Origin of the sequence: Robertmurraya mesotrionivorans (assembly GCF_050971805.1) — a bacterium.
GTDB lineage: Bacteria > Bacillota > Bacilli > Bacillales > Cytobacillaceae > Robertmurraya_A.
Genome location: NZ_JBPCCH010000001.1, coordinates 420,826 through 444,834 on the forward strand (window position 1 = coordinate 420,826; position 24,009 = coordinate 444,834).

The window sequence follows — 24,009 nt, forward strand, 5'->3', positions numbered from 1 at the left end:
CAGAATAAAACAACCTTTATTTCTTAGGAGGAATTACCGAATGAAAAATCTCAAGAAACTCAGCCTACTTCTAATGCTTGCAGCCGTTATGTCCATTATTGCTGCTTGTGGTGGCGGAGAAGATGAAGCTACTGAAGGTACGGAAGGTACTAGCGAAACAGCTGAATTAGAAGGATCTGTAGTAATTGATGGTTCAGGTACAGTTTACCCGTTCATGGTTGAAATGGCTGAACAATATATGACAAATGCTCAAGAAAATGTTTCAGTTGAAGTTGGACGTGCTGGTACTTCTGCTGGTTTCAAGAAATTTTTAGTTGAAGATGGTACAGACTTCAATGATGCTTCTCGTCAAATTAAGGAAGAAGAAGCTGCAACTGCTGAAGATTTAGGAATTGAAGTTCAAGAAATGAAAGTTGCTTTAGATGGATTAACATTTGTAATTAACCAAGATAATGACTGGGCTGAAGAGCTTACTCAAGATGAAGTAAAACAAATCTTCTTAGGTGAAAAGAAAAACTGGTCAGATATTCGCCCGGATTTCCCTAATGAGCCAATTGTGACGATGGGCCCTAATGAAAACCACGGAACATATGAGTTCTTCTGGGAGAAAATTCTTGAAGAGCAAGACTTAGTTGAAGGTGTGAACCTACAGCAAGACTATTCAACACTTGTAGACTTAGTTTCTAAAGAAGAAAATGCTATTGCTTTCTTCGGTTACGGTTACTATGAAAACAACAAAGATAAGCTAAAAGCTGTAAAAGTTGACTTTGGTAACGGTGGGGTTGAGCCTACTTTAGAAACAATTGGTGAAGGTGAAGAGTTTGCTTATTCTCCGTTCACTCGCCCAGTGTTCACTTACTTAAACGTAAATATGGCAAAAGAAAAGCCTCAAGTATTAGATTATGCAATTTACACAATTGAAAATGCTCAAGATGTTGCTAAAAATACTGGTTTCGCTCCATTAACAGACGAAGAAGTGGAAGCAACAATCAGCACTCTTGAAGGATTAAAATAATAAACAAGGTATTCAGATACTAATCTGAAGTACTAAGAAGATGAGATGGTTCATTCTCATCTTCTTAGCTGTTTAAAATTAGAATAAATTGAGTCATTCTTTTTATGATAAGGATGATAGGGTTTGGATGAAAGGGGTTTTATCCTTGGAAAAAGATGTAACAAAGGAATCAAACACGTTAAGTGTTCGAGAGATGATTGCGAAAAACAAGCAATCTGTTAGTACAGCTAGTATTTTAGAGGGGTTAATGCCTAAAATACTACTCACAATTGCTATTATTTCTATTTTAACAACTATAGGTATTGTACTAACTTTATTAACCGAGACAGTCGCTTTCTTTAGAGATGTATCCTTTGTAGAGTTCTTTACTAGTACCGTCCTAAAGCCATTAGGGGAAAATGCACAGTTCGGAGTTTTGCCATTACTAACTGCAACGATCATTTCTTCGACCATAGCCATGTTAGTAGCGATTCCTATTGGATTAATGACAGCTGTGTACTTAAGTGAGTATGCGTCGGATAGAGTTAGAAAGTTACTAAAACCAATGTTAGAAATACTTGCGGGTATTCCAACGATTGTATATGGTTTCTTTGCTTTTACATTTGTTACTCCCCTATTAACAAAGCTAATACCTACACTTGAGCCTACTAATATCCTCAGTCCTGGTATAGTTATGGGGATTATGATTATCCCAATGGTTGCCTCTTTGTCAGAAGACGCAATGAGCTCCGTGCCTAATGCAATGAGGGAAGGAGCCTTAGGATTAGGGTCGACAAAATTCGAAGTAACCTGGAAGGTAGTCGTTCCCGCTGCTATATCTGGAATTGTTGCTTCATTTGTTCTCGGAATATCCCGTGCAATTGGTGAAACGATGATTGTAACGATAGCAAGTGGAAGTAACAAAGTCTTCACATTTGATATTACCCAATCCATGCAAACAATGACTGCATATATAGTAGAAGTTACAGGAGGAGATGCTCCTGCAGGTTCCACCCTTTATTACAGTCTTTACGCAGTGGCAATGACATTATTTGTTTTTACATTAGTTATGAATTTAATTGCCCAATATATCTCTCGTAAATTTAGGGAGGAATATTAAGATGAAATACGTTGATACAACTCAAGTTCAAAAAAAGATGTCATCTCGTCTACTTACTAATCGTATAGCAAAAACTTTGTTTCTTTTAGCTACCTTATTTGGACTACTTGTTTTGGTCGTATTAATTTATCGAGTAGTTGCACAGAGCCTTGGCTGGATTGATTTTGATTTCTTAAATAATAGACTTTCTACAAACCCAGAGAGAGCCGGAATAAAGGGAGCTATTATGGGTACCTTGTGGTTAATGCTAGTGGTCGCACCAGTGACGTTAATCTTAGGAGTAGGTACTGCCATTTATTTGGAGGAGTATGCAAAAAAAGGGCGTTTACAAGCCTTTATTCAAATGAATATATCTAATCTAGCTGGAGTTCCTTCAATCGTTTTTGGAATTTTGGGATTAACGATCTTTGTAAGAGGATTAAATTTAGGGGCAGTTGTTTTAGCCGGTGGTTTTACAATGGCTCTATTAGTTCTTCCGGTAGTAGTCGTTGCGAGTCAGGAAGCAATTCGTGCGGTTCCTCAGTTTTTAAGGGAAGCTTCCTATGGAATGGGAGCGACGAAATGGCAAACGATTAAAAACGTAGTTTTACCTGCAGCACTACCTGGGATATTAACCGGTGTTATTTTAGCATTATCCCGTGCAATTGGTGAAACAGCACCACTTGTAGTAATTGGTATTCCAGCATTTATTATTCCACTACCTGAAGGTATGTTAGATAAATTTACGGTCATGCCGCTGCAAATTTATTACTGGACCATTGATTCAGCTTTAGTGGATGAATATGCAAACCTAGCTGCTGCAACGATTGTTGTTCTATTATTAGTATTATTCATAATGAACTCTATAGCAGTGTTAATAAGAAACAAATTTCAAAGAAGATTTTAATTGGGTGGAGGGGTTTTACGATGGTCGTTTCAACATACAGTGAAAATAAAACAGCAGAAGAGTCTAGTGATCATATGGGTGTAAACAAGGAAAGTAAGAAGAACCTTGCTTATCAAACGAAGGATTTAAACCTTTGGTACGGTACAGACCATGCATTAAAGAACATTAACCTTGATATAAATGAGAGGGAAGTTACAGCCATTATTGGTCCTTCAGGATGTGGGAAGTCAACGTTTATTAAAACGTTAAATCGAATGGTTGAACTGATTCCAGTGGTGAAAATTTCTGGAGATATTTTGTATCGAGAAAGAAATATACTAGATAAATCATATAAAGTGGAAGATTTACGAACAAATGTGGGGATGGTATTCCAAAAGCCAAATCCATTCCCAAAATCCATTTATGAAAATATTGCATATGGCCCAAAAATTCATGGGATTCGCAATAAAAAAGTACTTGATGAGATCGTTGAAAAGAGCTTGCGCGGTGCCGCAATATGGGATGAAGTAAAGGATCGTTTGAACGAAAATGCGTACGGTCTATCAGGTGGTCAGCAACAACGTCTTTGTATTGCACGCTGTTTAGCCATTGAGCCAGATGTTATTTTAATGGATGAACCTACATCAGCCCTTGACCCTATTTCGACTCTTAAAGTGGAACAATTGGTTCAAGAGCTTAAAAAGGATTATAGTATCATTATTGTTACTCATAATATGCAGCAAGCTGCCCGTATTTCTGATAAAACGGCATTTTTCTTAAATGGAGAAGTAGTTGAATTTGACGATACAAATAAAATATTCTCAACTCCTTCTGATCAACGTACAGAAGACTATATTACTGGTCGCTTCGGGTAATATACAAAAAACAAACGATTTGATTGTAAAGAACACCAATCGGAGATGAAAGGAAGTCAAATATGGTTGTACGTGAAAAATTTCATTTTGATCTTAAGGAACTTCAGAATAAGCTGATTGAGCTCGGTGAGTTTGCCGATCAAGCATTAAGCGAAGCAATTAAAGCATTAGAAACAAAAAACGTTGAACTCGCTTTAGAAATTATGGAGAATGATACGAGAGCAGATGTCTTGTATGAAGAAATTAACGACTTTGCTATTCTATTAATCGCAAAGCAACAGCCTGTTGCGATTGACTTACGTCGAATTATTGTTGCCATTAAGATCGCAACAGATATCGAGCGGATTGCCGATTTTGCCGTAAACGTAGCTAAATCAGCTATTCGAATTGGTGGTGAGGAACATGTAAAGCCGATTGTCCGTATTAGAGAAATGTACGAGGCAACATCTAAAATGTTAAAGCTTTCGTTAGAATCATTCATCGAGGAAGATGTACAAAAAGCAAAACAAGTTGCGGATATGGACGATGAGGTTGATCATTTATACGGTCAAACGATTCAGGAACTATTAAGAATCAATCAGGAAAAGCCGGAATTTTTGGCGCAAATCACACAACTATCGTTTACTTGCCGTTATTTAGAAAGAGCGGCGGATCATGTGACCAATATAGCTGAACACACGTTTTATCTTGTTAAAGGTAGACATTATGATTTAAATGAATAATATAAAAAGCTGAAGAGAATTCATCTTCAGCTTTTTGTTATGATCTTTGCAAGTTGTTCGTAAGTCATATCACTTTTTACGACAAACTCACCTAGTTGAACTTTTGTATGAGAACCAGTATTGATTAAATACTGCTCGAAATCAAAGGCATCAGTGATTATTCCTGCATCCTTTAAAAGTGTGGCAATCTCACTTGATTGCATACCACTAATAATGTTAAGCTTGTACTCCTTAACAGCTTCTGCAGGCTTCTCCTCTTCTTTTGCTGCCTCTTCTTTCGTTGTATCCGTTTGTTCTGTCTCTTTTGTTTCTTCCTCTTCAGTTGGTGTTGCTTCAGCGTCTTTTGCCTTTGCTTCTAACTCTTCATATGCTTTTTCATCAACTACTTTATATCCCTTGTCTTCTACTTGAGCAATTAACTCTTCATTGCTTAATTTTGCTGCTGCTCCATTATCTCCAGAAAAATAATAATAGGTCCCAAATATACAAGTTGATAAGAGGAGACCAAAAGCAAATGCTCTAAGGTGAATCTTATTCATAGGTTTCTCCCCTCATAGAAAATTCATTTAAAATAATCTCAACATCCTCGATGGGAAGAGAAGATTGCTTTGCAATTTGTTCAATTGAGAGACCTTGTTGGGATAGTGACCAAACTTGATTCTTTAATATTGCATGAACTTCTCTTTTTTGAGAAGCAGTACCAGAGAAGTCAGAATCAGGTACTAGAAGTTCCTCTTCAAGAATCTTTATTTTTCTCTTCATTTGGTATAGCTCTTGAATTTGGTTTAGGGATAACTGATCGATTTCACTCTTAAGCTCTTTCACTGGATCCTTAACAAAAAAGGATAGGACGAAGAGTAGTATTGATACAACCAATAAACTTAGTAACACATATTCCATTTCTTTCACCTCTTAAAAATCAATAAAAACATTGTATCACTATATACGACAATTTTCGAATCAAAGTAAGAAGATAAGAGGGTTTTGTCGAGGGAAATGAGAAAAAAAGGTCGAAATGACTAGTTTTTCTTACAAGACTTGTAAATAAAAAAAATAATTCTTCCTATAAAGAAGGTGTGACGGGGATAAGCAGATTACGACAAAATGTGTTTATTGTGAGAGAAACCTATCAATGCTACGATGAAACTAACAAATAGGTATTTTTAAAGAAAGAAAACATATACTGTTAATTTCTAAATTCTTGAGGTGCATAATGACGATTGTTTCCAATACATTAGCTAAAATAAAAGAAAAGGATGGGATACACACTCAATTTATTGCTAAAGACAAGCTTTTCGTATGTTGGTATACATCACCGCTAAAAATGGATGTTATACAACGCTTTTTTAAACAGTCTATAGAAGGTCAGATTGTGAGAGTGTATGACGTGACCAAGCAATTACGTAATAATGAGGCAACTTGTCCTTACCTAGATATAAGAGTTCCCTTACAACAAAACTATTGGACGTTAAAAGGTTTGAAAGAAAACAAGGTATATTTGCTGGAATTAGGGTTTTTCTTGGAAGATCAATACTTCCCAGTTCATCGTTCTGAGTTTATTCAAATAGCACAAACTGATTTCATTGAAGAACAAAAATCACTTCGTATGGTTGTAAGAAATTCACGTGGCTGGAATGAATATGTAAGCACATACAGCTTCTATGAAAATGTGAAGGAAAGTGAGTGGGAACGTGAACAATAAGAAAATTCTTATGCTTTCATGGGAGTACCCTCCTAATGTTGTTGGAGGCTTGTCCAGACATGTGGAAGGATTAGCTAAAGCATTAACCTCAATTGGCTATCAGATCCATATCATAACGACTTGGATTGAGGAGCTTCCTATGTATGAAAGAAAAGGAAATATAGAAATATTTAGAGTGGTTCCCTTAAATGAGGGAGACCCCAGTTTTATTCGTTGGGTCGGAGGCTTGAACTTAGCAATTATTCATCAAGCTACGGATCTTTTGGAAGAACATGAATATGCTTTGATTCATGCTCATGATTGGCTCGTAGGCGCTGCTGCGGTGACATTGAAAGAGAAACGACAATTACCTTTAGTTACTACGATTCACGCTACTGAACATGGTAGGAACGAAGGCATATATACTGAAATGCAAAAGAAAATTTATGAACAAGAGAAAGAGCTCATTCATCATTCAGATAAAGTCATTATTTGCAGCACATCTATGAAAGAAGAAGTACTTCACATTTTTGATATAGAGCCCCAAAAAATTGTCATGATTCCCAATGGAATAGATACAAGCATTGCCAACATTATTTATAGTAAAGAAGTATTGGGGAAATTCCCTATCCATCCAGAGAAAAAAATGGTGTTTTCAATTGGTAGGATGGTAAAGGAAAAGGGTTTCCATACTCTTATTGAGGCAGCGAAAGAGATGGAAAGAAGTCGACCTGATGTTTACTTTATTATTGCTGGGAAAGGTCCGATGCTCCAAGAGTTTAGACATCGAGTGGAAATGCTCGGGCTGAAAAATATTCATTTTATTGGATTTGTTACAGATGCTGAGAGAGAAGCCCTTTTTAAGCAATGTTATTTAGCTGTGTTTCCAAGTTTGTATGAGCCTTTTGGGATCGTTGCGCTAGAAGCTATGGCCTATTCGAAACCAACGATTGTATCAAATGTTGGAGGTCTAAAGAGCATTATTCATCATCTAAACACGGGTTTATTAATGAGCAGCAATAATCCAAAGAGTTTTATTGAGCAGGCAACGATTCTTTTAGACAATAAAGAACTTGCTATTCAATTAGGTGAGAGTGGGAAAAGAATGGTTGAGGCTATGTATAGCTGGAAAAGAATTGCGGAGGATACACACCGAGTTTTTGAAGAAACAGTTTTGCAGATTAGGTTATAACTAAGTTCGCACAAACAAAGGATGTAGGGGAGAGATAAGAATGAAGGGCGTGATTTTGGCTGGTGGGAAAGGTTCCCGGATGTCGCCACTTACATTGTTAACTCCAAAACCTCTCGTACCCATCATGAATATTCCTGTAATTGATCTTTGTATCTCATGGTTAAAATCACAGGGAGTAACTGAAATAGCCATAACAATCCATCATCTAGCGACGAAAATACAAAAACATTGTGGTGACGGGAGCAAATATGGAGTAAAGCTTGTTTATTTCTATGAGACAAACCCAATGGGTACTGCAGGTGGTCTTCAAGCTTTAAAGGAGTTTATTGATGGAACATTTATTGTGATATCTTCAGATGTGGTTAATCAATTTGATCTTAAAAAGGCTGTTACCTTCCATTTTGAATCAAGAAGTGACCTTACGGTAATAACAACCTCGATAGCACACCCAGAGCATTATGGGATAGTCATTAAAGATAAAAAAGGAAAAGTTCGTTACTTTTTAGAAAAGCCACCACAACACTTAATCTTTAGTGATCAAATTAATACAGGAATTTATATTATTGAACCAACCATATTAAACTATATTCCAAGCGACCGTCCATTCGATTTTAGCCATGATTTATTTCCTCTATTACTACAGAAGAATGTTGCTCTTTACAGCTTTAGTTTGGAGGGCTACTGGATTGATATTGGTCAGATTCATACATATCACCAAGTTCATCGAGATTATTTGTCACCCTTCTTGGGATGGGAAGAAAGAAGAGGTTACAAGGAGATTAAAAAGGGTGTGTGGGTTGGTCCGAACTGTGAGATTGATCCATTGTGTAGAATTGAAGGTCCGGTTCTTATTGGTGAAGGTTCTCAACTTAGTTCAAATACGATCATAGGTGCCAACACCGTCATCGGTAATAATTGTGTAATTGAGAGTGACTGTTTTATAGAAGATTCTATTCTATGGGACGGAGTTCAAATTAAAAAGGATTCTCACATTGTAAATTGTGTCATTGCTTCATTTGTTGTGGTTGAAGAGGGAGCAAGTATGGTAGATAATATGTTGGTGTTTGGAAAGAAAGAGATACAGAGTAAAATAAGTAGAAGTATCACTTCTAAACCTGTGGATTTTTTTGAAAGTGGACCCACCTATGAGCATGAGGATCATCCCGGTAGTGAATACAGTATGGAGAAACTTGAAACCAAAATACCATTTGATGCAATAGTGACCGTAACAAAAATTCACTGTCCATCAAATTTAAAAAGTAAAATGGTTAGAATACTCATTGAGAGTATGCTTGAAAAGACTAAGGATATAAACATAAAAGAAGGAATCAAGCTCCACTTGAGTGATAATCGTTGGGTATATATTTTTCCGTTCGAAATGGAAGAGTATATTACCATCTATACACATGCGGAGAGTATCGAAGTTGCTAGAGCAATGGCCTATGAATGCCGTAACCAAATAACGATCTATCAAGGGGTGTAAAATGATAACAAATACGTATTTGTCAATGGAAAAGGACCCAGTTGAGCACACTCCTAATATGAGAAAACAGTTTTCAACTATTCCTGGTATTTGGATAGGTGGGAATATGCACTGGATTTCAAATGGGCATGAAAAATTAATTTCTTCAGAGTCGATTTCCATTCATGTTAAAGAAGAAAGTATCCATTCAAAAGTTCGTTTGTTCCAAGTATATGTCAGAAATCATAACGTAGTGGAAAAGAACATGAAGCTAGTCTTTATGAGCCGTCACCACGAAGTAGCGACCGAGCACCTCTCGTTTGTATCGCCCCTTGAAAAAGTAATTTTTCATCATTCAGGTGAAAAAATGTTTCTAGTAAATGGGCGGTCTGAAGAAGGAACAATTCAGCAAACCGTTCAGCCTCTTTGGAATATTCCAACTGAACAAATATGGGCAGATCAAACCAAAGGAATATTGAAATATCAACCGATGGGAAAGGGAGCTGCTGCAAGTATCTTTACACTCGATTTAACTATTCCTGCTCAAACTCTAAGAAAAGGCACCGCATGGGTGATTCAAGGAACTGAGAAGAATTTGCTTCTACATCTTAATGATACAATTTTAAAAAAACACACTAGCATTTCAAAATAAATAATGGTATTATAGAAAAGTCGTATGAACAAATAACGAACAAGTCTGAACAGATAGAGTTTGGAGGGATAAATATGCGTGTGAACATTACATTAGCTTGCACTGAAACTGGTGATCGTAACTATATCACTACAAAAAATAAGCGCAATAACCCAGATCGTATCGAGCTGAAAAAATATTGCCCAAGATTAAAGCGAGTTACTTTACACCGTGAAACAAAATAAGCAGTAGGGTCATTCCCACTGCTTTTTTTTGTGTTTACAAACAAATATTCAGATACCAGGGGGAAATTCATTGACTAGTAAAAGGTCCCTTCGCTCCATCCTTCAACAAGATCTTCAGCAAAAGCCGCAACAACAATATGAAAACCAATCCACTCAGATTGCTACTCGTTTATTCAAAACAGAGGAGTGGAAGGACGCTACTACCATTGCAATTACCATTTCAAGAACACCTGAAGTAGATACATACCCCATCATTCGTGAAGCCTGGCAAACAGGGAAAACGATTGTTGTTCCAAAGTGTCACAAGCAGACTCGTACAATGACTTTTCATGTTATTCAATCTTTTGAACAACTAGAATCCGTCTTTTTTGGTCTACTAGAACCAATTGTCAGTCAAACGGTTGAAGTTCATAAAAGTAAAATAGATTTAGTTATTGTCCCAGGCTTAGGGTATACAACAAATGGCTACCGTATAGGTTTCGGTGGTGGTTATTATGATCGATTTCTAAGTGATTATGAAGGTAAGACCATCTCTTTGGCTTTTCCAGAACAAATCTTACTTTCCCTTCCGTTAGAACCACATGATATTCCTGTAAAAAAGCTTATTTCCCCAGAGGAGGTTATTAGTATTGATTGAATATATCCTAATACCTTCCTTTATCATTTTGGCATCCCTTCTTGGGTATGCCTTGCGCTTTTTGACGAAGTCAGGAAGTGTTTTAGCCGTATTTGTCGGGCTACTTATTTGCTTTGGCTTAGGGATAAAAGGATTGATTTTATTAGGGATATTTTTTGCTTCTTCAAGTTTTTGGTCTGTATACAAAAGGAAGGACAAGATGGTAGTAGAAGAGAAGCATGCAAAGGGTTCAAGGCGGGATTATCAACAAGTGTTGGCAAATGGTGGAATGGCGGCACTAATAAGCGTTTTGTATGGATTCTTTCAAACCAATAGTTTACTTTTAGCTTTTTGTGTTTTTATTGCTACTTCTAACTCTGATACTTGGGCATCGGAAATTGGCACGTTAAGTAAAAAACGCCCTTACTCTGTTCGTACATTTTCAGTTGTCGAAAGGGGAACGTCGGGAGCAGTCAGTCTGTTAGGGACAATGGCAGCGGTAGTAGGTGCAATGGTGATTGCCTATTCATCTTATGTACTATTCAACTTACAAATATCTGAATTTTGGGTGATTTTTCTATTTGGGTTTCTCGGCAATGTCATTGATACTTTCCTCGGTGCATATGTACAAGCATTGTTTAGGTGTTCACGCTGTGGAGTGGAAACCGAGAAAATGGTTCATTGTCAAAGAAAAACAGCCTTAATTAGAGGAAGAAAATTCTTTAATAATGACGTTGTTAACTTTATATCTGGCTTTGCTCCTGCGATTGCGATATTGTTAATGTATTAGGTCATGAAAATAATTGATTGTGGAAACCATAAGTAATGAACTAAGGAGGGAATGGAATGAAAAATCATGTTAATCGTGTAGCTCTAATTGGAACAGGTGCTGTAGGTTCGAGTTATGCATTTGCACTGTTAAACCAAGGGGTAACGGAAGAACTAGTGCTAATTGATTTAAATAAAGAAAAATCAGAAGGTGATGCTATGGATTTGAACCATGGGATGCCTTTTGCTCCAAGCCCAACAAAGATATGGTTTGGTGATTATAGTGATTGTAAAGATGCTGATTTAGTTGTCATTTGTGCAGGGGCAAATCAAAAGCCTGGTGAAACAAGATTAGACCTAGTTGAAAAAAACACCCGTATTTTCAAAGGGATTGTTGAGCAAGTTATGGCAAATTCCTTTGACGGTATTTTTTTAGTTGCTACAAATCCGGTAGATATTTTAACCTATGCTGTCTGGAAATTTTCAGGCCTGCCTAAGGAGAGAGTCATCGGATCTGGTACGATTCTCGATACAGCAAGGTTTCGCTACCTGTTAGGAGATTACTTTAATGTGGATACAAGAAATATTCATGCCTACATTATCGGTGAGCATGGTGATACTGAGCTTCCTGTATGGAGTCGCGCTGATATTGCCGGCATTCCAATTTCACAATGGATTAAGAAAAATAGTGAGTATAAGCAAGAGGATTTAGAGGAGCTATTTCTTAACGTAAGGGATGCAGCTTATCACATTATTGAAAGAAAAGGCGCGACTTTTTATGGAATCGCCATGGGCTTAGTTCGTGTAACAAAAGCGATCCTGCAAAATGAAAATTCGGTTCTTACTGTTTCAGCCTACCTTGATGGGGAATACGATCAAAAAGATGTATACATAGGCGTACCTGCAGTAGTGAACAGAAATGGCATTAGAGAAGTAATCCATTTGGATTTAGATGAAACAGAGAAGGTAAAGTTTGCTCACTCTGTTAAAGTGCTAAAAAAGACAATGGAACCTGTCATGAAGATTGAAAAATGATTTTCATTTGTCATGGATAAAAATGAATTTGACGTTTCAAACTATAGGTAGGAGGGATGAAAATGTCACGTTTATTTTCCATGGTATTAGTTGGTATTGGTGGCTATTATGCCTATAAGAATCGTTTTCGATTGGTTAATATCGTACTCGGTAGTCCAATGTTAAGAAGACTCGTTGTTAGTTCTTTAATGAATGTACCGTTTGTTCGAAATCTAATGACAAAAACGGTATTCTCAGGACGTCCTGCCTATTAATAAAAAAGACCAAAGTTTCGTACTTTGGTCTTTTTTATGTTCATTTATCGTTTGTGAAAGTACCAAACTCAAAACTTTTTTATTAGGAACTAATCTCGTATATAATGTGAGTAAATGTTTGTAAAGGAAAGAGGGGGAAGCTTGAATAAATTAGAAGATTATTTATTTTGGAAGCTTGCAAATTTTCTTATTCATAAAAAGGAGTATCGACTGTTAAGGACCTCTCCTTCGCAAGAGGAATTGTGGTTTGAAAGAGTAGAAAACAAACAAGTACCAATTATTCGCCTCAGACGGATCGACTTAGACTGGAGCAATTGGCTTGCTCGGGATATTGAGAATAGTGGAAACAATGGTGAAGCAATCCGACGTCAATTGATTCGCGGCGAGGCAAACGTATTAAATATATATGTGTCAGCCTATCCACCGGTCGATGATTATGATTTTCTACTTTCAGAAAAAAAGATTCTCAAAACAAATGTTACAACAAAGGTGATTACCCGGGACACATATAATAAGGAAATATCTGAATTGGAACATGTATTCAGTGAAGAAATACCACTTGAGAGCAAGGAGGAGTACTCTCTAAATGAAATTGAACTCTTAAAAAACGCTACGTTAGAAACAGCTATTGAACGTATAAAAATTGAGAAGTCAATGTTTGAAAATGGAAAACCATTATTTACATATTTCTTCATAGTCCTCCAAATCATTGCTTTCCTTTTTCTTGAATGGAAAGGTGGCAGCACAAATACGGCCACACTCATCAAGTATGGTGCGAAGTTCAATCCGCTTATTTTAGAGGGAGAATGGTGGAGGTTTTTAACACCCATCCTACTTCATATCGGATTTATTCATTTATTTATGAATACATTGGCGTTGTACTATCTTGGCCCAACGATTGAAAGAATATATGGACGAATGAGATTTCTTTTTATATACTTGGTCGCTGGTTTTAGTGGTTCACTGGCAAGTTTTTTATTCACTACAAATCTTTCGGCTGGTGCAAGTGGAGCAATCTTTGGCTGCTTTGGAGCTCTTCTATACTTTGGGCTTAACTATCGTTCCCTCTTCTTTCGGACAATGGGCTTTAATGTTCTTGTTGTCATTGCCATCAACCTGTCTCTTGGTTTTACGATCCCAGGAATTGATAACGCTGGTCATCTTGGTGGTCTTATGGGAGGATTTCTAGCCACAGCGATTGTCCATTTTCCAAAACAAAAAAAATGGGTACAGCAACTATTGTTTTTATTCCTTACTGTAGCAGCGATGGGTAGTGTGTTATGGTATGGATACGCAAATCCAGAAAAAATTACAGATACACAATCGGTTATGGTCTTGTCTCAGGTGTATCTTCAAGACGAGAATTATGATAAAGCTTATCATTTATTGAGTAATGCCATTCAAACTCATCAGTCCTCTGCAGAATTATTTTTTCAGCTTTCTTATGTTGAGATTAAACGAAACGATCTATCTTCTGCGGAAATACATTTACAAAGGGTAATTGAACTTGATAAATACTTTCATGAGGCATTCTATAATCTTTCCCTCATTTACTATGAATTAGGAAACATAGAAGATTCACTTACATATGCACAAAAAGCAGCTGAGCTTGCTCCCAATCGAGAGGAGTATCAAAGTTTTATAGACAAATTACAAGAATAAATCCATTTTTCCCAAGGTGATGTTTTTTAGCATCACCTTTTTCAATTGATAGAGTATGTTTTTTTGGGGGGATGTCTAAGATGTTGAAGTATACATGGAAATGTTTGGAGCAAGCTCTTCAATTGAACGAGGTGGACGCTATGGAAGCAGCAAAACATAAGGTGAGTTCAAAACTACATACCAATACAAGTTATTTAAGGGATGCTCTTGGTGTTGATAAAAGCTTTGATGTTATTCAGTTAGATGTAGAATACGCAGAGAAAGGAATGGCGTTTTATTTTGTCGATGGCTTTGTAAAAGATGATATTCTTCACTATTTAATGAAGCTGTTAGCAGATTTAAAGAAGGAGCAGCTTGAGCCTGATGCACTGAGTGCGTTGCTAAAAACGTATATTCCTTATGTCGAAGTAGAAACTACCGACGATTTGGATAAGGTTGTTGACACCGTATTAGCAGGTCCTACAGCTCTTCTTGTAGATGGGATACCAACGGCCATTCTAATTGACGCAAGAACCTACCCAGTTCGTGGTCCTCAAGAGCCGGATATTGAAAGGGTGGTTAGAGGAGCAAGAGATGGCTTTGTCGAGACACTAGTTTTTAATACAGCCTTGACACGAAGAAGAGTGAGAGATCGTACGTTACGGATGGAATATTTGCAGGTTGGGAGAAGATCAAAGACTGATATCGTCATTAGTTATATAGAAGATATTGCGGATCCCCATATGGTTAAACAGCTGAAAGATTCTTTATCAAAAATTGATACGGATGGCTTACCAATGGCAGACAAAACAATCGAGGAATATTTGTCAGGTAGACATTGGAACCCGTTTCCTGTTATTCGATATACAGAAAGGCCGGATACAGCTGCAACACACTTATATGAAGGACATGTATGTATTATCGTTGATGGGTCACCGAGTGTGATCATTGCACCGGTTACCTTTTGGCATCATCTACAGCATGCAGAGGAGTATCGGAACAAACCCATTGTTGGTGCGTATCTTAGATTAGTACGTTTTATTGCGGTTTGGTCTTCTATTTTTTTGTTGCCAATGTGGTATTTATTAGCAACGAATAAAGAATTGTTGCCAAAAGCTCTTGCCTTTATAGGGCCAAATGAGATGGGACAAATACCGCTCTTTTTACAGTTTCTGCTGATTGAGATCGGGCTCGATGTGCTAAGGATGGCAGCTATTCATACTCCATCAGCTTTAGCAACTGCACTTGGTCTTGTTGCAGCCTTGATGATTGGACAAGTTGCTGTCGAAGTAGGATTATTGAGTAACGAAGTCATATTATACTTCTCTATTGCAGCGCTTGGAACGTTTGCAACACCAAGCTATGAGTTAAGCTTAGCATCAAGATTAGTAAGGCTGTGCTTACTAATTTTTACAGCGTTATTCCATACGATAGGGTTTGTGGTAGGGACCGTATTACTAATTCTATTGCTTGCAAATATGAAATCTTTTGGTGTCCCATATCTTTGGCCATTCATCCCCTTTGATATAAAAGCACTAAAAGATGTTTTAATTCGATCACCAATTCCTTTAAAAAGTAAGAGACCAGAAGTTTTACATCCACAAGATCCTGATAGATAACGCATGTCTTTCTTTTTAGAAAGGCATATTTTTTTTGCAGTATTGAGTAAAGCGTGGTTTTCGATTATACTTTTTATGAAAGCGTTTGTACAAGCTTTCACAATTTAGTGTTTGAGGTAAATACATGAAGAATACATATGATATTCAACAATTTTTAAAGAAATTTGGAACCATTATTTACGTTGGTGACCGCCTTGCTGATTTAGAGTTGATGGAGGAAGAACTGAAGGAATTATATCAATCTCAGTTGATTGAAGAACAGGACTTTCAAACGGCATTATTTATTGTCCGTCATGAAATTCAACAATTAAAAAATAAAGAATAGTAGGTGTGAATATGACAGATAAGTGGTTGGTTGGGGTAGATTTAGGAGGAACAACAACAAAGCTTGCTTTTATTAATCAATACGGTGAAATCTTAAAGAAATGGGAAATTCCAACAGATAATAGCAATAAGGGGAAAAATATTACGATAAATATTGCCAAATCAATTGATCAGGCTCTTGAGGAATTAGATCAGCCTAAAAGTAAGCTTTCAGGGATAGGAATGGGTGCACCTGGTCCAGTGGATTATGCAACTGGCATTATCTACAACGTTGTAAACTTAGGTTGGGATGATAACTATCCTTTAAAGGATTTATTAGAAGTAGAAACATCTTTACCTGCTATCATTGATAATGATGCTAACTGTGCGGCACTTGGTGAAATGTGGAAGGGTGCTGGAAATGGTGGGAAGGATATCGTTGCTGTCACGTTAGGAACAGGAGTTGGAGGCGGTGTGATCGCTAACGGGCATATTGTTCAAGGTGTAAGTGGGGCGGCTGGTGAAATTGGTCATATTACATCCATCCCTGTTGGTGGAGCGCCTTGTAACTGTGGAAAAACAGGCTGCTTGGAGACCATCGCTTCAGCAACAGGTATCGTTCGAATAGGAAAGGAAAAACTTCAAGCGGCACAGGATTCAAGTGGAGAACTCGCATCGATTTATCGTGAAGAGGGTACCATCTCAGCCAAAAATATATTCGATGCTGCGAGAAATGGGGATGTCCTTGCAAAAGAAGTAATTGAAGAAGTAAGTTTTCATCTTGGATTAGCATTAGCAAATATTGCAAACACACTTAACCCAGAAAAAATTGTTCTTGGTGGAGGAGTTTCAAAAGCGGGAGATATTTTACTAGACAGCGTTCGTCAAAACTTTGAGAAATACGCCTTCTCAAGAGTAAAGGAATCAACAAAAATCGCTGTTGCGACACTCGGAAATGATGCAGGTGTTATTGGTGCAGCTTGGTTAATAAGGGATTATGTAAGTAAATAAAATGGGAGGAGCCTCTACAATTATAGTGGAGGTTCTTTTTTTATTTTTAAAAAATGGGACAAAGTTGAAACTATTTTAGGTTTCAAACGTCTATTATTAGGGTAATATGGAGGTCAGTAATTTAACATTCTATAAAACAATTATAATGATGAGTTTGATTTTTCGTTAAAAAAGTATTAAGATTATTTTTGGTTAACTATAATTATACCAAAAAATACCATTGACCAAAGATACAGGAGGTACCAGCTGCATGAACAAGTTGAAATGGTCAAAGTTCCCTTTGATTGCGATTGCAATCGTATTGCTCTGGATAAAAACGTATATCGTTTATAAAACTAGCTTTGATATTAAAATTGAAAACTGGAGACAAGAGTTTATTTTATTTATAAACCCGCTAAGTTTCCTTATGTTTATCTTTGGTATTGGCTTGTTTTTAAAGGGAAAAAGCCAAAACCGATTCATTATTACGACAAGTTTTCTTATGTCGGCCGTTTTGTTTGGTAATGTTGTTTTTTATCGTTTCTTTAATGATTTCTTAACAATACCGGTATTGTTCCAAACAAGTAATATGGCGGACTTAGGAAGTAGTGTGAATGAACTATTAGAATGGAAGGATCTTTTATATTTCACTGATTTCTTTCTTATTGTTGCATTTGTCTTACGGAGACCAACCTTAACTGAACAGAAGAGTCGTAATAAAGTGGTGATAAGTGCGTATTATTTACTTACTGCTGCCATTGCATTTTTTAATTTAGGTTTGGCTGAAGCAGAAAGACCACAACTCCTTACTCGTACATTTGATAGAGAAATGCTTGTTAAAAATATTGGAACATATAATTACCATATTTACGATGCCTTTTTACAGTCCAAATCATCCGCTCAAAGAGCATTAGCAGACGGCAGTGAATTGGTGGATATTGAAAACTATGTTCGAGCGAATTACAAGCGTCCTAGTGATGATATGTTTGGAATTGCCGAAGGAAAAAATGTGATTTTAATTTCAATGGAATCAACTCAAAGCTTTGTCATTAATCAGGAAGTAAATGGCCAAGAAATTACTCCTTTCCTAAATCAATTTATTAAGGAAAGTTATTATTTTGATAACTTCTATCACCAAACCGCACAAGGCAAAACGTCAGATTCTGAGTTTATCGTTGAAAATTCTCTATATGGCTTAAGCCGCGGGGCAGTATTCTTTACTCATTCAGAAAATGAGTATCGAGCGACACCAGAAATTCTAAATGAAAATGGGTATTACACAGCTTCTCTTCATGCTAATAACAAGAGCTTCTGGAATCGTGATTTAATGTATGATTCATTAGGCTATACAAGATTCTATGCCCTAGGTGAGTATGACGTAGATGAGACAAACTCGATTGGTTGGGGACTTAAAGATATTCCTTTCTTCGAACAATCAGTTGATCATTTATTAAATATGCCAAAACCGTTTTACTCGAAATTTATTACTCTAACTAATCACTTCCCATTTGAACTTGGCGAGGAAGATTTGTATATTCAACCTTATGATTCTACTAATAAAACAGTAAATAATTATTTCCCTACGGTCCGTTATCAAGATGAAGCATTAAAACTGTTTATTGAGGATTTAAAGGCAACTGGATTGTACGAGGACTCAATAATCATCCTTTATGGTGATCATTACGGAATATCGGAAAATCATAATAAGACAATGGGTGAGTTTTTAGGAAAAGAAATTACACCGTTAGAGAGTACACAGCTTCAAAGAGTACCATTAATTATTCATATTCCTGGGCAAGAAGGAAAGGTTATTCACAATGTTTCAGGTCAGGTTGATTTAAAGCCTACAATCCTTCACTTACTAGGAATTGATACTAAGCAAAATATTGATTTTGGTTCGGATCTGTTTTCTAAAGACTATACAGAGTTTACAGTGCTTCGTGATGGAAGTTTTATCACGAAGGACTATGTATACACGAAAGGCACATGTTATGACAAATCGACAGGGGAAGCAATTGATTCTGTTGATGCTTGCGAGCCATACATGGAAAAAGCGAAAAATGAGCTAGAGTACTCTGATAAAATTGTTTATGGAGATTTGCTTCGGTTTTACGAAAAATCTGGGAATATCAAAAAAGAGACAAATGAGTGATCAAAGAGAAGCCTACTTTTTGTAGGCTCTTTTTTATAGCTCAGATTTCCCTATTCTTTCTAGGAATCTTTTTTCATCTTCTTCATATGAATCGATAAAGGAAGGAGATGATGGTCTTGAAAGTTAAGGTTCGGACTGGAGACTCATTGGACTATTATAGTCAATTATTTATGTTGCCAATTCATTTGCTGCTAGACGCTAACAAACTGACAAAAGATACGATCCTTGAAAAAGGGCAAACGATACAGATTCCAGGATTTGATCTAGAAACTCGTTGTATCGGCCAGGATGATGCTTTCTGGAGACTAGCTCTTCACTATAATCTTTCCATTGATGCATTATTGTTAGTCAATCAGAAGCGTAATCCAAACAGCTTTGAGCAAGGTGAAGCTGTTAATATTCCAAAGCGAATGATTAAACCAATTATACATGGGCAGACATTTTATGATTCAGCCCAACTTGAAACAGATATTAAAAAGCTTGTTGAAGTGTATCCTTTTGTCTCAACAAGTACCATTGGGCAAAGTGTACGTGGAAATCCAATTCATGAGCTTCGGTTCGGAAAGGGAGATTTAAAAATACACTATAATGCTTCTTTTCATGCGAATGAATGGATTACTACCCCGATTCTCCTACAGTTAGTGAATACCTTTCTATTAGGATTAACCAATCAGAGAACGATCAGAGGAATAGATATTCAGGCCCTTTATAACCGTGTGGATGTTTCTATCGTACCTATGGTGAATCCAGATGGAGTGGATTTGGTTTTACATGGTCCGTTAGAAAGTGAAAGGGATAATTTAAGAACATACAACGGTGGCAGTAGTGATTTTGTAGGTTGGAAAGCAAATATTCGTGGAGTTGATCTAAATAATCAATTTCCGGCAAAATGGGAAATTGAAAAAGAGAGGAAAATACCAAAAGCACCGTCGGCTAGAGATTTCCCTGGTAATGAACCTTTAACAGAACCTGAGGCAATCGCAATGGCTCAACTGGCTAAAGACAGAAATTTTCATCGACTATTGGCCTTTCACACACAAGGAGAAGAGTTTTATTGGGGTTATGAGGGGTTAGAACCTTCGGAGGCACATTCGCTTGCAAACGAGTTTGAACGTGTTAGTGGATACCGTTCTGTACAGTATATTGACAGCCATGCAGGCTATAAGGATTGGTTTATACAAGAGTTTAAAAAGTGCGGGTTTACGTTTGAACTTGGGAAAGGAATCAATCCACTCCCATTATCACAGTATAGAAAGATATACCATGAGATGCTAGGGATTTTTTTAGCTGCCATGTATGTTTAGGAAAGTTTTTACTTGTTCACCGCAATAGAGAAAGGTAAAATGAATTTAATTGTCTTTAAGGAGGAAAAGAATAGTGTTTTCAGTAAAAATTAAACAGGCACTTTATTTCATTCTTTTCCTTCTTTTTGTTGTTCTATTGTTTGGGTGTAGTAAGGAAAGTGTACCAAATAGCTTACCTCAATCATTACATAATAATGAGTTAAAAAAGAAGGAAATACCCCTATCATTTATTGGTGGTGAAGTTATGCTACCAATTAAAGAGATGAAGGGAAGCTTTTCTTCCGCTAGTGGCTGGTTAGATAATCAAACAATATTGTATGTAACCGATACTAGTGAGGGCTCCGCCTTATATTCCTATGACTTAGTGGAAGGTCAGTCGACACTGTTGTATTCGAGTGTCTATCCTATTGTTTCGGTAACTGTTAATCCTAATAGAAGCAGCATACTTATTCATTCCTCACCTAATTCAAGTACGGGATTGGTGACGATTATCTCGTCAAGTGGAAAGATCATCTTGTCTTCAGAGATACCTTCGAATGAATTGGCTATCGAATGGAATGAGTATAATGAAAATCTTTTGCTAATAACGAGCTTTACAGAAGATTGGCAATATCACACCTATACATTAGATATAAGCAATAATACACTTGCTCAAATAACCATCCCTCAACCATTTGCATATTGGAGTAATGTAAACGAAATTCTATATCTTGATTGGCGTACGGATAGTCCATCGCTTTCTGCGCCGTTAAAAAAATATAATATTAATAGTAAAGTAAGTAAGGATGTCTTGAAGGATGTCTATCAGGTAGATGTTTTTCCGAAACACACGCTTACCATAACCATAGACCCTAGTGAGGAATCATCTATAGGAAACTACACATTTTATGACCAGGACTTTCAAGTGAAGTCACGATTGTTGTTGCCGCAGCTGTCGAATTTTTCAGGATGGTCTGTTCCTTTTTATGATTATAACAAGGATTCTCATGCATTCTATACATTTAAGCCAGAATATAGTTCGGAGATTGACACCTACGAAGGGACCTTCGACCTTATAAAGTTTTCAGTCGAGTCTAATGAGGAGCTTGTAGTAATCGAAGACTTAGTAAATGAACCTATCAGCTGCTCCCCTAACGGAACATTATGTCTGTACGGGTACAGCCTAGAGAACCTCCTCCTCCTTGGTGAGAAAAAGGAATTAGGGTTGATAGAAGAATAAAAAAGGACTGTGAAAATTTCTTTTCACAGTCCTTTTTATCGCATCGCTATTTTAGTTAGTGCGTTGCTGGATATCCATGGTGGATCACAGTCATAACTGTAAAGAAACCGAAAACAGCTAAAGTTCCTACAGCAAAAAATAAACCTAGGAAATTTTTGTTTTTTAGTGAACTAAATGCTCCATATGCTGCTAGCAATGTAACTAAAGCAAATATAATGACCAATCCCACTTTGACAGCCCCCTTTATCAAATGGTAAAGACAAATGCCTTTTATCATTTCGTGCATATTCAGTATTCTATGTAACGTAAGTGTTTACATTCGTATTTTATTGTATCGGTTTTTATCCCATTTGTCGAGGTCTAAAAATGACACATTCTTGACGTTAATTCTGTAGAGCAATATTTCTCCTTTCCATAAAACTAGTGTAAAATATTCTTAAGATCTAATGATATGGAGGAAATGTTATGAAATGGGAACAGGTCCCCCTCGGTCCGTTACAAACCAACAGCTATATCGTAACCGAAGGGAATCATTGCCTCGTTATTGACCCGGGGGATGAAGGGAAAAAACTTATTCAATTACTAGAAAAAAGAAAAGTGGTACCACAAGCAATCCTGTTGACACATGCTCATTTTGACCATATTGGAGCAGTGGACATCATTAGAGACCATTATCGTGTACCCGTATACATACATAAGAAAGAAGAAAGCTGGTTAGGAGATCCTTCTTTAAATGGTTCGAAGTTCTTTATGATGCCAGTCTCTACATCAGTAAAGCCAGCAAATATTTTCTTTGAAAAGGAAGAAACAATAACCATTGGAGACTTTACTTTTTCCGTGTTTGAGACGCCTGGACATTCTCCTGGTAGTGTCTCGTTTTACTTTGAGGAAGCAGAATTTGTTATTTCAGGAGATGCGTTGTTTCATCAGAGTATCGGGAGAACAGACCTGCCTGGGGGAAATCATGATCAGCTTCTGAAGAGTATTCATAGTAAACTACTTGTACTTCCCGAGCAAACGTTAGTATTGCCTGGACATGGATACACAACAACTATTGGTGACGAGATGGATTCCAATCCGTTTTTAAATGGTTTTTAACAAATGAAAAGACCCTTCTCATGTGAGTAGGGTCTTTTATAGGGATACTTCCATTCCTTCTTTGGGAGGGATGGTTAATTACTATTACGATATTACAAAATAAATACTGTGTCAATAGAGGATAGTGGGGATATGATAGTGAAGGAAAAGATAAAAGAAATGATCACTTCATCCAAACAACAGCAAATCTCATATGCTGAATATATGTCAGTAGCTTTATATGATAGGGAAAGTGGCTATTATATGAAAGCTGGGGAGAAGGTTGGTCGTCAAGGAGATTTTATTACAACAAGTAACATTGGAAATATTTATGGCCAGCTAATTGCAAGGTGGTACTATAAGCAAGTATCCAAGGGGGTTATCCCTGCTAATGTTTGTGAAATCGGAGCTGGATCAGGAAGATTTGCTCAAGCATTTTTGGAAGAATGGAGTGTATTAACTACCGAACCTATTACATATTTCGTTTTAGAGGCCAGTCCTTTTCATCAGCAACTTATACAAAAAGGGATGGATGATGGGAAAATTAAAATAATTGATAGCTTGAGTAAGCTTAAAGGCTTCCATGGAATGATTTTTTCAAATGAGTTATTCGATGCTCTCCCGGTACATGTTATCGAGAAGAACAAGGGGATCCTTCATGAAGTGATGATTACGGTAGAGAACGAGGACTTAAAGGAGTTTTTAGTACCGCTAGCAAACACGAATGTTCAATCCTATGTGTCAGAATATATGCGAAACTTGCGAGAACACGAGCGAGCAGAAGTACCCGTAGCAATGGTTGAATTCATTAAAGAGGTTTCAAAAATAATTGACTCAGGAATTTTGCTATCTGTTGATTACGGTTATACTGACTCAGAATGGGAAGAACCAGCCCGATCACAAGGTAGCTTAAGGGGATATTCAAAACACACAATAAAAACAAACCTTCTTGCACACCCAGGCGAGATGGATATCACATCACATGTGCAGTGGGATCCATTCATTCGGATTGGAAAAAAGTATGACCTTAACTTAGAACGATTTATGAGGCAAGATGAATTCTTCTTAGAGATTGGTATTTTGGATTTATTGAAAGATCATTATGATCCAAATCCTTTTTCGGAACAAAGTAAACGAAACCGAGCGATTCGGAGTTTAATCACTCCGGGTGGAATGAGTAGCCATTTTCAAGTAGTTGTCCAATCGAAAAATTTATCAAAGGAGTTCTCTATATAATAAAAAGC

At 36.9% G+C, this 24,009-nt stretch carries 26 protein-coding genes; 23 read left to right on the forward strand and 3 right to left on the reverse strand.

Going from position 1 to position 24,009, the window contains the following annotated elements:
• The first annotated feature begins 40 nt into the window (after positions 1-40).
• From ACRX5O_RS02095 to phoU, 5 genes are all read left to right on the forward strand, one after another.
• Positions 41-1,015, forward strand: coding sequence for a PstS family phosphate ABC transporter substrate-binding protein (locus ACRX5O_RS02095; protein ID WP_433904406.1), 975 nt, complete (start codon positions 41-43; stop codon positions 1,013-1,015).
• Positions 1,016-1,142: 127 nt separating this feature from the next.
• Complete coding sequence (pstC, locus tag ACRX5O_RS02100) at positions 1,143-2,114, forward strand: phosphate ABC transporter permease subunit PstC (protein ID WP_433904407.1); 972 nt, start codon at positions 1,143-1,145, stop codon at positions 2,112-2,114.
• A gap of 1 nt (position 2,115) precedes the next feature.
• Positions 2,116-3,000 (forward strand): phosphate ABC transporter permease PstA, encoded by an 885-nt coding sequence (gene pstA / locus ACRX5O_RS02105; protein ID WP_433904408.1) that lies wholly within the window; start codon positions 2,116-2,118, stop codon positions 2,998-3,000.
• A gap of 74 nt (positions 3,001-3,074) precedes the next feature.
• Complete coding sequence (pstB, locus tag ACRX5O_RS02110; protein WP_433904748.1) at positions 3,075-3,854, forward strand: phosphate ABC transporter ATP-binding protein PstB; 780 nt, start codon at positions 3,075-3,077, stop codon at positions 3,852-3,854.
• A 62-nt stretch (positions 3,855-3,916) separates the two neighbouring features.
• On the forward strand, positions 3,917-4,576 hold the full coding sequence (phoU, locus tag ACRX5O_RS02115; protein WP_433904409.1) for a phosphate signaling complex protein PhoU: 660 nt from the start codon (positions 3,917-3,919) through the stop codon (positions 4,574-4,576).
• Between the two features lie 26 nt (positions 4,577-4,602).
• Here phoU and ACRX5O_RS02120 read toward each other — a convergent pair whose 3' ends face one another.
• Positions 4,603-5,115 carry a hypothetical protein gene (locus ACRX5O_RS02120; RefSeq protein WP_433904410.1) on the reverse strand — a complete coding sequence of 171 codons (513 nt, stop codon included), beginning with the start codon at positions 5,113-5,115 and terminating at the stop codon, positions 4,603-4,605.
• Complete coding sequence (locus tag ACRX5O_RS02125) at positions 5,108-5,476, reverse strand: hypothetical protein (protein WP_119709135.1); 369 nt, start codon at positions 5,474-5,476, stop codon at positions 5,108-5,110. Before ACRX5O_RS02125 ends, ACRX5O_RS02120 begins: the two co-directional genes overlap by 8 nt.
• Before the next feature lie 313 nt (positions 5,477-5,789).
• Here ACRX5O_RS02125 and ACRX5O_RS02130 point away from each other — a divergent pair, with 313 nt between their 5' ends.
• The 16 genes from ACRX5O_RS02130 (at position 5,790) to ACRX5O_RS02205 (ending at position 21,688) form a co-directional block, all read left to right on the forward strand.
• Positions 5,790-6,278: a DUF4912 domain-containing protein gene (locus tag ACRX5O_RS02130; protein ID WP_433904411.1), complete on the forward strand. Its 489-nt coding sequence runs from the start codon at positions 5,790-5,792 to the stop codon at positions 6,276-6,278.
• Complete coding sequence (locus ACRX5O_RS02135) at positions 6,268-7,449, forward strand: glycosyltransferase family 4 protein (protein WP_433904412.1); 1,182 nt, start codon at positions 6,268-6,270, stop codon at positions 7,447-7,449. Before ACRX5O_RS02130 ends, ACRX5O_RS02135 begins: the two co-directional genes overlap by 11 nt.
• Positions 7,450-7,489: 40 nt before the next feature.
• On the forward strand, positions 7,490-8,932 hold the full coding sequence (locus ACRX5O_RS02140; protein WP_433904413.1) for a nucleotidyltransferase family protein: 1,443 nt from the start codon (positions 7,490-7,492) through the stop codon (positions 8,930-8,932).
• Position 8,933: 1 nt separating this feature from the next.
• Positions 8,934-9,563, forward strand: a complete 630-nt coding sequence (locus ACRX5O_RS02145) for a hypothetical protein (RefSeq protein WP_433904414.1) — start codon at positions 8,934-8,936, stop codon at positions 9,561-9,563.
• A gap of 74 nt (positions 9,564-9,637) precedes the next feature.
• Complete coding sequence (gene rpmG, locus ACRX5O_RS02150) at positions 9,638-9,787, forward strand: 50S ribosomal protein L33 (protein WP_066049658.1); 150 nt, start codon at positions 9,638-9,640, stop codon at positions 9,785-9,787.
• 70 nt (positions 9,788-9,857) lie between these two features.
• Positions 9,858-10,424, forward strand: a complete 567-nt coding sequence (locus ACRX5O_RS02155) for a 5-formyltetrahydrofolate cyclo-ligase (protein WP_433904415.1) — start codon at positions 9,858-9,860, stop codon at positions 10,422-10,424.
• On the forward strand, positions 10,417-11,193 hold the full coding sequence (locus ACRX5O_RS02160; protein WP_433904416.1) for a DUF92 domain-containing protein: 777 nt from the start codon (positions 10,417-10,419) through the stop codon (positions 11,191-11,193). The genes ACRX5O_RS02155 and ACRX5O_RS02160 overlap by 8 nt, the downstream gene beginning before the upstream one ends.
• 56 nt (positions 11,194-11,249) lie before the next feature.
• A complete protein-coding gene (locus ACRX5O_RS02165; RefSeq protein ID WP_119709129.1) occupies positions 11,250-12,206 on the forward strand; it encodes an L-lactate dehydrogenase in 957 nt (318 codons plus the stop codon).
• Between the two features lie 62 nt (positions 12,207-12,268).
• Complete coding sequence (locus ACRX5O_RS02170) at positions 12,269-12,460, forward strand: hypothetical protein (protein WP_433904417.1); 192 nt, start codon at positions 12,269-12,271, stop codon at positions 12,458-12,460.
• A 141-nt stretch (positions 12,461-12,601) separates the two neighbouring features.
• Positions 12,602-14,122, forward strand: coding sequence for a rhomboid family intramembrane serine protease (locus ACRX5O_RS02175; RefSeq protein ID WP_433904418.1), 1,521 nt, complete (start codon positions 12,602-12,604; stop codon positions 14,120-14,122).
• Positions 14,123-14,262: 140 nt separating this feature from the next.
• Positions 14,263-15,720 (forward strand): spore germination protein, encoded by a 1,458-nt coding sequence (locus ACRX5O_RS02180; protein ID WP_433904749.1) that lies wholly within the window; start codon positions 14,263-14,265, stop codon positions 15,718-15,720.
• Positions 15,721-15,844: 124 nt separating this feature from the next.
• Positions 15,845-16,045, forward strand: a complete 201-nt coding sequence (locus tag ACRX5O_RS02185; RefSeq protein WP_119709126.1) for a YqgQ family protein — start codon at positions 15,845-15,847, stop codon at positions 16,043-16,045.
• Positions 16,046-16,056: 11 nt separating this feature from the next.
• The gene (locus ACRX5O_RS02190) at positions 16,057-17,034 is read left to right on the forward strand and encodes an ROK family glucokinase (RefSeq protein ID WP_433904419.1); all 978 of its coding nucleotides are present in this window, start codon (positions 16,057-16,059) and stop codon (positions 17,032-17,034) included.
• A gap of 250 nt (positions 17,035-17,284) precedes the next feature.
• Positions 17,285-19,165, forward strand: a complete 1,881-nt coding sequence (locus ACRX5O_RS02195; protein WP_433904420.1) for an LTA synthase family protein — start codon at positions 17,285-17,287, stop codon at positions 19,163-19,165.
• Between the two features lie 116 nt (positions 19,166-19,281).
• A complete protein-coding gene (locus tag ACRX5O_RS02200; protein ID WP_433904421.1) occupies positions 19,282-20,469 on the forward strand; it encodes a M14 family metallopeptidase in 1,188 nt (395 codons plus the stop codon).
• Between the two features lie 73 nt (positions 20,470-20,542).
• Complete coding sequence (locus ACRX5O_RS02205) at positions 20,543-21,688, forward strand: YqgU-like beta propeller domain-containing protein (RefSeq protein ID WP_433904422.1); 1,146 nt, start codon at positions 20,543-20,545, stop codon at positions 21,686-21,688.
• A gap of 55 nt (positions 21,689-21,743) precedes the next feature.
• Here ACRX5O_RS02205 and ACRX5O_RS02210 read toward each other — a convergent pair whose 3' ends face one another.
• Positions 21,744-21,917, reverse strand: coding sequence for a DUF2759 domain-containing protein (locus ACRX5O_RS02210; RefSeq protein ID WP_119709121.1), 174 nt, complete (start codon positions 21,915-21,917; stop codon positions 21,744-21,746).
• Between the two features lie 236 nt (positions 21,918-22,153).
• Here ACRX5O_RS02210 and ACRX5O_RS02215 point away from each other — a divergent pair, with 236 nt between their 5' ends.
• Both ACRX5O_RS02215 and ACRX5O_RS02220 read left to right on the forward strand, forming a co-directional pair.
• The gene (locus ACRX5O_RS02215; protein WP_433904423.1) at positions 22,154-22,786 is read left to right on the forward strand and encodes an MBL fold metallo-hydrolase; all 633 of its coding nucleotides are present in this window, start codon (positions 22,154-22,156) and stop codon (positions 22,784-22,786) included.
• Between the two features lie 138 nt (positions 22,787-22,924).
• Positions 22,925-24,001: a class I SAM-dependent methyltransferase gene (locus tag ACRX5O_RS02220; RefSeq protein WP_433904424.1), complete on the forward strand. Its 1,077-nt coding sequence runs from the start codon at positions 22,925-22,927 to the stop codon at positions 23,999-24,001.
• The last annotated feature ends 8 nt before the right edge of the window (positions 24,002-24,009 follow it).

Coding starts and splice junctions, on each gene's coding strand:
- pstA (WP_433904408.1), top strand. CDS start 2,116: ATGAAATACGTTGATACAACTCAAGTTCAAAAAAAGATGTCATCTCGT.
- rpmG (WP_066049658.1), top strand. CDS start 9,638: ATGCGTGTGAACATTACATTAGCTTGCACTGAAACTGGTGATCGTAAC.
- ACRX5O_RS02120 (WP_433904410.1), bottom strand. CDS start 5,115: ATGAATAAGATTCACCTTAGAGCATTTGCTTTTGGTCTCCTCTTATCA.
- ACRX5O_RS02130 (WP_433904411.1), top strand. CDS start 5,790: ATGACGATTGTTTCCAATACATTAGCTAAAATAAAAGAAAAGGATGGG.
- ACRX5O_RS02145 (WP_433904414.1), top strand. CDS start 8,934: ATGATAACAAATACGTATTTGTCAATGGAAAAGGACCCAGTTGAGCAC.
- ACRX5O_RS02165 (WP_119709129.1), top strand. CDS start 11,250: ATGAAAAATCATGTTAATCGTGTAGCTCTAATTGGAACAGGTGCTGTA.
- ACRX5O_RS02125 (WP_119709135.1), bottom strand. CDS start 5,476: ATGGAATATGTGTTACTAAGTTTATTGGTTGTATCAATACTACTCTTC.
- ACRX5O_RS02180 (WP_433904749.1), top strand. CDS start 14,263: ATGGAAGCAGCAAAACATAAGGTGAGTTCAAAACTACATACCAATACA.
- pstB (WP_433904748.1), top strand. CDS start 3,075: ATGGGTGTAAACAAGGAAAGTAAGAAGAACCTTGCTTATCAAACGAAG.
- ACRX5O_RS02190 (WP_433904419.1), top strand. CDS start 16,057: ATGACAGATAAGTGGTTGGTTGGGGTAGATTTAGGAGGAACAACAACA.
- ACRX5O_RS02195 (WP_433904420.1), top strand. CDS start 17,285: ATGAACAAGTTGAAATGGTCAAAGTTCCCTTTGATTGCGATTGCAATC.
- ACRX5O_RS02140 (WP_433904413.1), top strand. CDS start 7,490: ATGAAGGGCGTGATTTTGGCTGGTGGGAAAGGTTCCCGGATGTCGCCA.
- phoU (WP_433904409.1), top strand. CDS start 3,917: ATGGTTGTACGTGAAAAATTTCATTTTGATCTTAAGGAACTTCAGAAT.
- ACRX5O_RS02215 (WP_433904423.1), top strand. CDS start 22,154: ATGAAATGGGAACAGGTCCCCCTCGGTCCGTTACAAACCAACAGCTAT.
- pstC (WP_433904407.1), top strand. CDS start 1,143: ATGAAAGGGGTTTTATCCTTGGAAAAAGATGTAACAAAGGAATCAAAC.
- ACRX5O_RS02185 (WP_119709126.1), top strand. CDS start 15,845: ATGAAGAATACATATGATATTCAACAATTTTTAAAGAAATTTGGAACC.
- ACRX5O_RS02170 (WP_433904417.1), top strand. CDS start 12,269: ATGTCACGTTTATTTTCCATGGTATTAGTTGGTATTGGTGGCTATTAT.
- ACRX5O_RS02095 (WP_433904406.1), top strand. CDS start 41: ATGAAAAATCTCAAGAAACTCAGCCTACTTCTAATGCTTGCAGCCGTT.